Raw genomic sequence first — 9,391 nt, 5'->3', positions numbered from 1 at the left:
CGGCAACATTGCCACCGGTACGCTGGGCACCACCGGTGCAGCCTCGGTTGGCGGCACGCTGAACGTGGCCGGTGCGACCACCACCAACGGCGTCACCAACACCGGCAACATTGCCACCGGTACGCTGGGCACCACCGGTGCAGCCTCGGTTGGCGGCGCGCTGGCCGTGGCCGGTGCGACCACCACCAACGGCATCAGCAATACCGGCAACATTGCGACCGGCACGCTGAACACTTCCGGTGCAGCCTCGATCGGCGGCGCGGCTTCGGTTGGCGGTGCGCTGACCGTGACCGGTGCCGTGACGGCGAACGGCGGCGTGACGACCACCACGATCGCAACCTCGGGCAATGCCACCATCGGCGGCACCTTCGCCGTTGCCACCACCGCCAGCGTCGGCACCAACCTGACCGTTGGTGGCAATGCCACGGTGACCGGCAACATCGGTACTGCTGCTGGCCAGGTGACGGCCGGCGCGGTGACGATCAACGGTGGCAACAGCGGCAAGATCGCTGGTGTGACCGCTGGCGCTGTGACCGCGACCTCCAACGAGGTGATGAACGGTGCGCAGATGTTCGCTGAGCAGACTGCCCGTCAGGCGGCCGATGCGGCCCTGGGTGCCCGCATCACCGACGAGACCAACGCACGCATCGCGGGCGATCTCCAGCTCCGCGATCGGATTGCCAGCTCGACCGCGACGGCAATCGCCATGGGCGGTGCTGCCATCCTGCCGGATGCCAACTTCACCGTTTCCGGCAACGTTGGCTTCTATCAGGGTGCACAGGCCATCGCGCTGAACGCGGCCGGCCGTGTGGCTCCGAAGACCTACATCACCGGCTCCGTCGGTGGTGGCCTCAACAAGTACGGCAGCCTCGGCGGCCGCGTCGGGGTCGTCTTCGGCTTCTGATCGGGTCAAACCGAGACGTCGTCCTGAACGGACAGATGGCGGGGGGGAAGCGGAAACGCTTCTCCCCCGTTGTTTATGGCGGTGATCCAGTCCGTTAGAGTGCAATGTTATGTAAATTTTATTTGCAAATTGGCAGCTTGAAATGACTGACGACCTGAAAGATGCTTTCCAGAACAACGACGGGGACCAGATCGTGCCGAGGATGTTTGCAAGCCGCAGGGCGGTCCGGATCATGTCCTGCTGCCTGGCCACCGGATTGGCGCTGGGCGCCAGTGGCGCCGGCGCCGTCGGTTTCGTCAACAACCGCACCCAATGGGACAATCTGACGGCCGAAGCGCGCATCGGCTATGTCCAGGCGCTGAACGACAGCCTGAACTATTCGTTCGTTGATGATACGCTGATCAATGCGCTCGCCAAACGCGGGCGCACGCAGTGCCTGATCGACCGAAACCTGACGGCGTCCAGGTTGGTTGATCTCATCAATGCCGCCTATCAGGCCGAACAGAGCCAGCTCCTGCCGCCTTCAGCGGTCTATGTGCTCCGCATCACGTCGATCTGCCGGGATTATATCAACCGATCGCGCCAGGAATTCGGGCTGGGCCCGCAATAGCCGCCTGCCCTTGGTGGTGAGCGGCGATCGCGCGGCTCACTTCGGGTGATGAACCGGGGTTACGCGCACGTATCGCGCGGTTGGCGCGCACATGATCGTCGGCCGTCACCCAAAGCTGCTTCCAAATTCCATCCTCTGGCCTTGCGAACGATAGGGCCGTGCACGGGCGCATTCGCATTCACTTGTGAACATATCTGACGTTGTGGGGCAAAGCCCAGATACCGCATGTCATGTGCCGACACTTCGTGCACCTCGGGTCCTGAAACGCCCCACGATCTGCGTGAAAATTCTCAAGCTCACGTGAGTTGATATTTCCAGTGGATCAATCAAGTGAACGTACATCAAAAGCAAAACATCTTTGGCGTTCAAACAAACAATCGCATCGCCAACGGCGATGCGGAACCCGAAAACGAATCTTCGCTTCTGAAAAGCACGCGCTGGTCCTATGAAGGCATCATGCGCTGCGGCGTGCAGGCCTATCTTCGCCCTTGCTTGTTTCAGGGTTGCGGATCGATGTCGGATGCTGTCTTTCCGATGTCTTCGGTGTGCGAAGCGGCCGGCGAGATGGTCTTCGTTGTCGATGGTGACCATCAGTCCCGAAACGCTGCCATCGATCTGGTGGAATCTTTTGGCTATCCGGTCACCGGCTGCGCAAACGCCGCGGAATTCCAGGCGAAGGTGCAATTGTGCAAGTCCGGCTGCGTCTTGATCGATCCGTTCCTGCCGGGGATCGATGGCCTTGCCGTCCTCGAATGGATGAACATCACCGGCGTGACGCTGCCTGTCATCTTCGTTTCAGAAATCCAGGATACGTCGACAGTGGTGCGGTGCATGAAGGAAGGCGCCATCGACTTTCTTCAGAAGCCCTTCAGCAAGATATTGTTCCAAAGGGCGGTGAATACCGCAATTGGCCTTTCGCGAAAGCGCAACTGCCTCAATGAAAGTCGCAACCTGGTCAATTCACTGCTCGAAACCCTCACACCGACCGAGCGACAGGTGGCGGAACTGATTTCGCATGGCTATTCAACAAAGAATATTGCATCAGATTTGGGTCGCAGCGAAAATACCATAAAGATTCACCGAAGTCGCGTATTCACGAAATTGAAGGTAAACTCCGCAGCAAGCATATCAAATATTTTCAATCATTGTAATAAATCCCTCTGAGTAATATTGACAATCCGATTATATATGGTGGCGTTACGTAAAATATTTATCCAAAAGCTTATTTCCGCGAATTTGCAACCAGTTGAAGATGCGCATGACGTGGCAGCATGGCCGACGCATCCCGGTCTTCCGACGCAGCTCGCCGATGATCGTGCCGTCCTCAACCGCCTCGCGCCCGTACGTGATTGGCGTATCGCTGAACGTTCACGTTTTCATCGCTTCATCCGTTCACGGGCGCACCAATCCCGAACGGGAATTTTCCGGCGCAAGACGGTCCAGAAGACGGGCAGCAAGTGACCCGGCTGCAGTGCCGGTGAAGCAGGGGCCCGCCCGTGGATGTAGCCAAAAGGACTACAGACACTGATCCGGAAATTTGCAATCAATCAAAGGCTTAAGCTTGGCAGTCTGTGGACCATATCCTGACACCCTGACTTCACCCGGTGGAGATGAGCGCCGGGACGCATTCGATCCAAATGGGTGTGGCTGAAGTAATTCTGCGATGACAAATGTGAGATGGAAAATGGGTAGCGGCGCATATCTTCAGAACAAGGGCGATCTTGGCCGTCTGCGTGCGGTTTCAGGGCTGGCGTTGGCCGCCGCCTTGGCAGGCTGCGTCGCTTCGCAAGCGCCCGTTACGGTGGGTCAGGTTGACAAGGCTGCCGATCGCGCCGCGGGCGTTTCCGGCAGCGAACCGAATTTGGTCAACCCGGCGCGCGCTGTTGATTCCAAGCGTGTTGCTGAAGAAGGAATCAAGTATCTTCGCGACGGCGATACAGAAAAAGCGTTGCGTCTGTTCAATGCGGCCATCAAGTTTGATGGCGAAAATGGTACATATCATTTGCTCGCGGGGATCGCATACCATCTGGAATATCGCAAAACGTCCACGCCGGAAATGCGCGACAACGCCGAGATCGGGTATAAACTCGCCGCAAAGTTCAATCCTGGCGATGCCCGCGCGGCTGTCCAGATCGGGCGGCTTTATCTCGATTCAAAGCGTTACCGGGATGCGCGCGATGCCTTTGCCACCATGCTTGACGCCAATCCCGCGAACAGCGACGCGCTCCATGGCATGGCGACGGCCAGCTATCTGCTGGGTGACATCAAAGTTGCGCTTTGGGCGGTGCGCGAACTGGAATTGCAGAACTATGATCCAGCAGCGATCGCGCGGATGCGGACCGTGTTTTACACAGCAATCGGGGAAAACGACAAAGCCGCGCAATATCGTGCCGCCTATGCCACCTCAACCGTTGGCCAGTCTGATATCGGATCATTCGACGCGCGCCTGTCGGAGATCAAGGGTCTGGTTGACAAGGAGGACTGGCTGAAAAATCCCGCCGCGGGTCCGAGCCAGCCATCTGCCGGCGAAACCAGTTCCGCAGCCCCAATGCGGCCAGGTTCGGTTGCAAATGACCCGGGTGTCACACCAGCCGCCGCGGCGCCCGGTGCAGCACTGACGCGTCTGCCGGTTGAGCCATGGTGGGTTTGTCCAGACGGCAAGCAAGGCGACGTGCAAGCCATGATGCAGGCCGCAGCGGCTTCCGGCAGCGGCGATGAAACGGTGCAATTGCCCGCCATCCCCGCGCCTTGCCCCACGAGCGGAACACCCAAGATGGCGATCATCGATGTCGTGATGTTGCGAACCGAAGATACGGTTTCGCGGTCGTTCGGATCGAACTTGCTGCAGAATCTGACGGGCTATTTCGGCATGTCGGCAACCCTGAGCGGGTCGACATCATCTCAAACAAGCTTCGTTGGTTCTGGCCCTACAAGCACAAACCTGTCGCTTGGCGGGTCATTGGGGGCAGGGACGGCGCTCGCCTATTCGCTCAACATCGCCAACGCGACGCAGAACCGCAACGAGGTGCTTGCCCGGCCAACCCTGCTCGCCATCGACCGACTGCCTTCGACGTTTTTCTCCGGTGCAAACATCTCGATTCTGGTCGGCGGATCGCCCGGGTCGGTGGCGTCCCTGGTCGATAAACAGGTCGGCGTAAGCTTCTCCGTCACGCCAACGTTCATTGACGATGATCATGTGCTGTTGACGGTCAGGGCTGCGCGCTCGTTCGTGACGGCGCCGGCCGTTGGCACAGCCGGCGTCGCGCTGTCGCAATCCCGTCTGACGACATCAGCAAATCTTCTGGTCAGCCCCGGCCAGACCGTGATCTTGAGCGGACTGGCGGAGCGTGAGCGGGTGCGTGGTACGTCGGGCGTCCCGGTATTGCGCGACATACCCGGCATACAGCTGCTTTTCACCAATGATCGGAAAGAGGATTATTTCCGCACGGTCATGGTGATGCTGACCATGCGCAAGCCCGTGGTGTCCGCTGAAGACGTCGCCGGCGTCGAGGCCGAGCAGCTTGCCCGGAAAACCACCGGCGTCCCGCAAATCAAGAAATATGGATTTTACTGGCGCGTTGACGAGTATGCCAATGTTCTATCGCGCTCGGCGCCGAATATGGACGCGGCAGTTGACGCTCTTTTCAACAATAAGCTCTACCAAACCTTTAAAAGTCGCGATCTGAACGATACGGATTGGGCAGCTCAGAGCCGGATAAAGATCCTGGTGAGAGATTTCAAAGACTTCATCATTCACTGATGCGAGTATGGATTTCTGTCAGATCAATTCGTGCCCCGGTCAGCCGCGGTATTGTTGGTGGGCATGCACAATCCCTTCCGCCATTGCGATCCCATTCCGAGACGTCGCGTGGGTTGATGCTGGCGACGAAGCCGATCGGTCACGCGCTCCACACAGCGGAGGCGCCTTGCAGCGCATACGCCCGGAAGGAGTTATCTGAATGAATCGCGTATCGAATGGCACGATCGCCATTCTGGCGACGGCTCTAATTATCCCGTTGCTGGCGGTTCAGCTCGGTTTCCAAACCCAGATTGCCAGCGCAACGGGTATGAACCCGCATCATGCCTGGCTCGCGCTCAACATCCTGGCCTGGGCGGCTGGAGCGGTGCTCGCGGCGCGGCTTGTCCAGTTGTTGGGCTGGAACCAGGTCGGGCGCAAGACCGGCAAGCATGCCCCAGCCCTGCTGGTCCAGATCACCAATTTGCTGATCTATGTCTCTGCCGCGGCCGGCATGGCGGGAACACTGTTCGATATCCCGATGACCGGCGCGATCGCCACCTCCAGCGTCATCGGCCTCGTTGCCGGCTTCGCGCTCAAAAGCCTGATCTCCGACACCTTTTCCGGCATCGCCCTCAATCTCGATCAGGGCTTCGCGATCGGCGATTTCATCATGCTGGTCGGCAAGCCGGGCACCACCACCATTTCGGGCCGCGTCACCCAGATCAACTGGCGCAGCACCTATCTGAAGAATCCCGAGAATTCGATGCTGATCATCCCCAACTCCGTCGTCAGCGAATCGGTCGTGATGAACTTCTCCAAGCCCGAGCCTGCCACCGAGTTCGAGCTTGCCGTGACACTCGATTTCGACGTGCCGGGCGATCGGGCGGTTCGTGTCCTCAACGCCGCGGGCCTGGCCGCCGCGCGTGCGCACAAGGAAATCTGGGACTGCAAGGCGCGGATCAGCGAACTGAACGCGACCGGCATCACCTACAAGATGATGTATATGCTCGACCCATTCAAGCTGGCCCCGGCACAGGCGAAGCATATCATCCTTGGCCACATTGAGCGCCAGATGAAGCTGACCGGCCTGACGCTCGCCCACACCAAGATCGACAATTGGAGCCGCGAGACACAAGATCTGAACCACAATCTCGGCGACATCAAGAATCGCATCTGGCTGCTCAAGAATATCCAGTTGTTCAAGTCGTTCGCCGCGGGCGAGCTGGCCGGGCTCGCCGAGCGCATGACGCTGCGGCAGTTCGCGCCGGGCGCCCAGATCATCACCGCCGGCGACCCCGGCCAGTCGATGTTCCTGCTCAGTGAGGGGCTGACCTCGGTGCTGGTCAAGGGCGAAGCTGGCGAAGTCGATGTCGCGACCCTTCGCCCCGGCGACTTCTTCGGCGAGATGTCGCTCCTCACCGGGGATCCGCGCAGCGCGACGATCATGGCGCTCAGCGAGACCGTGGCGTTCGAAATCTACAAGGACGATCTGATCCCGCTGCTCGATGCCAATCCCGAAGCGGCGGCGCTGCTTGCCAACGCGGTCGCAGACCGGCGGCTCGCAAGCGCGCAGGGCTCCCGAAAGCCTGAAGTCGTTGCTGCCGAGCGGGCCTCGCTGGCGGGCAAGATCCTCAACAGCATGTTGCGCTTCTTCGGCCGCAACGACGAGGCGCAGCGGCTGGCACGCCCCTGAGGTGAATCAGCAACATGCTGGCGGTGGCATTGCCGTGCTGGCCACCTGTGGGTTCCCGCCTTGCCGGCCGATCCACCCCCTGCCAGCCGATATCCCCGCCGCGCGGCGAGTGGCCTGGTTGTGCACCGCCGCGCACGGAAAACGCCACGATTTTCCGTAGAATGATGCAATGCGTGTGCGCAGGCACAAAGCACAACAGACCGCAAAACAACAAGAAACACGGCGGGGCTTATGGCCCCGCCGTGCACCGGTAGCAACACTCAAGCTGAGTGATTAGCAAGCCAGTTTGATGATCGTATTGCCCGAAGCCGAACGGGTGCCGGTCAGAACGCAGGTCATACCCGCGGTCAGGGTGCCTGGGGCAACCGGAGCGCCGGCCTTCGTGGCACCAGCAGCAGCGATATCGCCGTTACCACCAAATGACCATACCGTGCCGTTTGCAACCGTCACTGTGGCCGCTTTCGTCGGCGTGCGCGGCGTGACGGCCTTGAGGGTTACGGTCTGATTGGCGATCTGGGTGGTCTGCGCGGACGCAGCCTGAGCGATAACAGCAACGGAGACTGCAGCAAAGTAAAAAAAGTTCTTCATGGAATCTAAACTCACTATAGGGACAGAGTTGATGTGAACTTCTTACGGAAGTAACTACCTAAAAAGTCCACGATTCTTCTTTAATACATGCCGAATTCTGTGTCTGTAGTAGTTTCGGCTATGCGGGAGATGACCCTCTTTCCATGGACGCCCATGACAGAGAATTGGCATGACGGCGACGGCCACCAGGGATGGCGCGGTCGAACTGGCCACTGTGCGGGGTTGCAGATCCCGGCGACAGCCGCCTGCGCCCGCGAGTTGCCTGTTGGTGCACAAACAGGTCACGATTGTCAGCGGAATGATGCAATGCGTGCGCGCCTGCACAAGCCGAAACGGACCGCCAAGAAACGAGAAACACCGCGGGGCCATCGACCCCGCGGTGCAACCGTTTCCCGGCCGGATTCATAACCTCCGGGGAATGATCAACCGAAAGTGGCTGGTCGGCCCGTGTCCATGTGACCCGCCGCAGCAACGAACGCCGCCAGCAAGGTCACACAGACCAGGTCACACCCAGTGGTCAAATCAGAACGAGCCCTTCCAGACCACGCGGGTGTAGCCAGGGCTGAATGTGACGTTGCCCAGGTTCGCCGTCGTCGGGATGCTGACGCCTGCGGAAATGGCGGGCGCCTGGCACATCGTCGTGATGCTGTCGGTGACCGTCGTGGTCAGCGCATTCTTCAAGCTGTTCACGCTGAACTCGTTCTTGGCGACATCGGTCGCGAGTATCTGCACCAGCGAGGCCGGCAGGGTCCACTCTGCGGCCACATCAATCCCGCCAGCTTCACCGCCAGCGGTCAATGTTTGGCCCTCTCCTTCAGCAGCGCCGCCGGGGCCCCATCCAAGGCCAAAGCCAATCGTGGCACCGGGTGCGAGATCGGCCGTCCCTGCAGCAACCTGAACCCCAGCATTCACGGTGACGGCCATGCCGTATTTTCCGTTGGTGGGGAACGTGTCCATTGCGAAGCTGACCGACGAATTGACGCCGGCAATCCAGCCGCCGGAACCTCCGACAGAAAGGCTGAAGTTCGACTGATACGCATTGCCGACCAGCGCAAAGCCATTGGCGGTGACCATACCGAGCGCTTGGCCCACCTCCAGCATATCCGTCGCAGTCTGCTGGTCCGGCCTGCTGCCGCGCGCAAGCGTGCGCAACAGGCGGTAAACGGCATCCTGCGTTTCGGGATTGAACTTCGTTACTTTGTTGACGAACGGCGTGATCTTGCCCCAGTTGCCCGTTGCGCTGTTATTGCACGTGTTCGCAATGTGATTTGCTATGCTGTAGCCCTGCATCATCACGGGAACCAAATTCTTCCGAGCCACCTCGTATTTGGCCGAGGCCTCGGAAAATGCGGTGCTGTAATTCTTGAGCGCGCTCGTCCGGATCTGCGCATATTCGGCACGACCGACAGGCATGCTGTCGGCAGCCATACGCTCAGCGTAGTTTTTGAAGCCCATGGCCGCCGAAGCCGTATCGGCGGCAACCAGGCTCGACCATTTGTTGGCCTTGGCCTCCAGATTTGCCGCCTCCAGAATTTCCGTATCCGCATAGCCCTTGGCCTGTGCCGCCGCGAAGTTCGCGTACCCAGCGCCCTTGGAGGCCGCATCAGTCGTGGCGTTGGACACATTGTTTGCAACAGTATTGGTCGTGCTGGTTGCAGTCTTGCTTACAGTCTTCACGGCCTTTTTCGCCCAACGCGGCGCTGCGACTGCAGCAGAGGAAGCCGTGAGGGCCACCGCGATCGCGGACACAAAAAGCAAGCCGGATTTAAAATTATTCTTCATCTTGTCCAACTCCTTATGGGTTTACTTATATTAAATTATAAGTAAACTTGTTTAAATAGCACTCTTACCGTGGCT

8 protein-coding genes are annotated in these 9,391 nt (G+C 59.4%); 6 read left to right on the top strand and 2 right to left on the bottom strand.

Annotated elements, in window-relative coordinates; genetic code table 11:
- The 6 genes from ABWP22_RS09695 to ABWP22_RS09670 form a co-directional block, all read left to right on the top strand.
- Window positions 1-904, top strand: a 904-nt coding sequence (locus ABWP22_RS09695) for a hypothetical protein (protein WP_353199769.1), incomplete at its 5' end; no start/stop codon positions are given.
- A 142-nt stretch (window positions 905-1,046) separates the two neighbouring features.
- Window positions 1,047-1,514: a hypothetical protein gene (locus ABWP22_RS09690; RefSeq protein ID WP_353199768.1), complete on the top strand. Its 468-nt coding sequence runs from the start codon at window positions 1,047-1,049 to the stop codon at window positions 1,512-1,514.
- Window positions 1,515-1,844: 330 nt separating this feature from the next.
- Window positions 1,845-2,678 carry a response regulator transcription factor gene (locus tag ABWP22_RS09685; protein WP_353199767.1) on the top strand — a complete coding sequence of 278 codons (834 nt, stop codon included), beginning with the start codon at window positions 1,845-1,847 and terminating at the stop codon, window positions 2,676-2,678.
- Window positions 2,679-2,702: 24 nt separating this feature from the next.
- Complete coding sequence (locus ABWP22_RS09680) at window positions 2,703-2,975, top strand: hypothetical protein (protein WP_353199766.1); 273 nt, start codon at window positions 2,703-2,705, stop codon at window positions 2,973-2,975.
- 223 nt (window positions 2,976-3,198) lie between these two features.
- On the top strand, window positions 3,199-5,274 hold the full coding sequence (locus ABWP22_RS09675) for a secretin GspD/PilQ domain-containing protein (protein ID WP_353199765.1): 2,076 nt from the start codon (window positions 3,199-3,201) through the stop codon (window positions 5,272-5,274).
- Between the two features lie 517 nt (window positions 5,275-5,791).
- Window positions 5,792-6,946 (top strand): mechanosensitive ion channel family protein, encoded by a 1,155-nt coding sequence (locus tag ABWP22_RS09670; RefSeq protein ID WP_353199764.1) that lies wholly within the window; start codon window positions 5,792-5,794, stop codon window positions 6,944-6,946.
- Window positions 6,947-7,219: 273 nt separating this feature from the next.
- Here the strand turns inward: ABWP22_RS09670 and ABWP22_RS09665 are convergent, their stop codons facing one another.
- Window positions 7,220-7,534, bottom strand: a complete 315-nt coding sequence (locus tag ABWP22_RS09665; RefSeq protein WP_353199763.1) for a hypothetical protein — start codon at window positions 7,532-7,534, stop codon at window positions 7,220-7,222.
- A gap of 522 nt (window positions 7,535-8,056) precedes the next feature.
- The gene (locus ABWP22_RS09660) at window positions 8,057-9,316 is read right to left on the bottom strand and encodes a hypothetical protein (RefSeq protein ID WP_353199762.1); all 1,260 of its coding nucleotides are present in this window, start codon (window positions 9,314-9,316) and stop codon (window positions 8,057-8,059) included.
- Window positions 9,317-9,391: the final 75 nt, after the last annotated feature.

Origin of the sequence: Sandarakinorhabdus sp. (assembly GCF_040398665.1) — a bacterium.
Classification (GTDB): Bacteria; Pseudomonadota; Alphaproteobacteria; order Sphingomonadales; family Sphingomonadaceae; genus Sandarakinorhabdus.
Note: the sequence above shows the minus strand (reverse complement) of the source record. Positions and strands in the feature narration are given on the sequence as shown.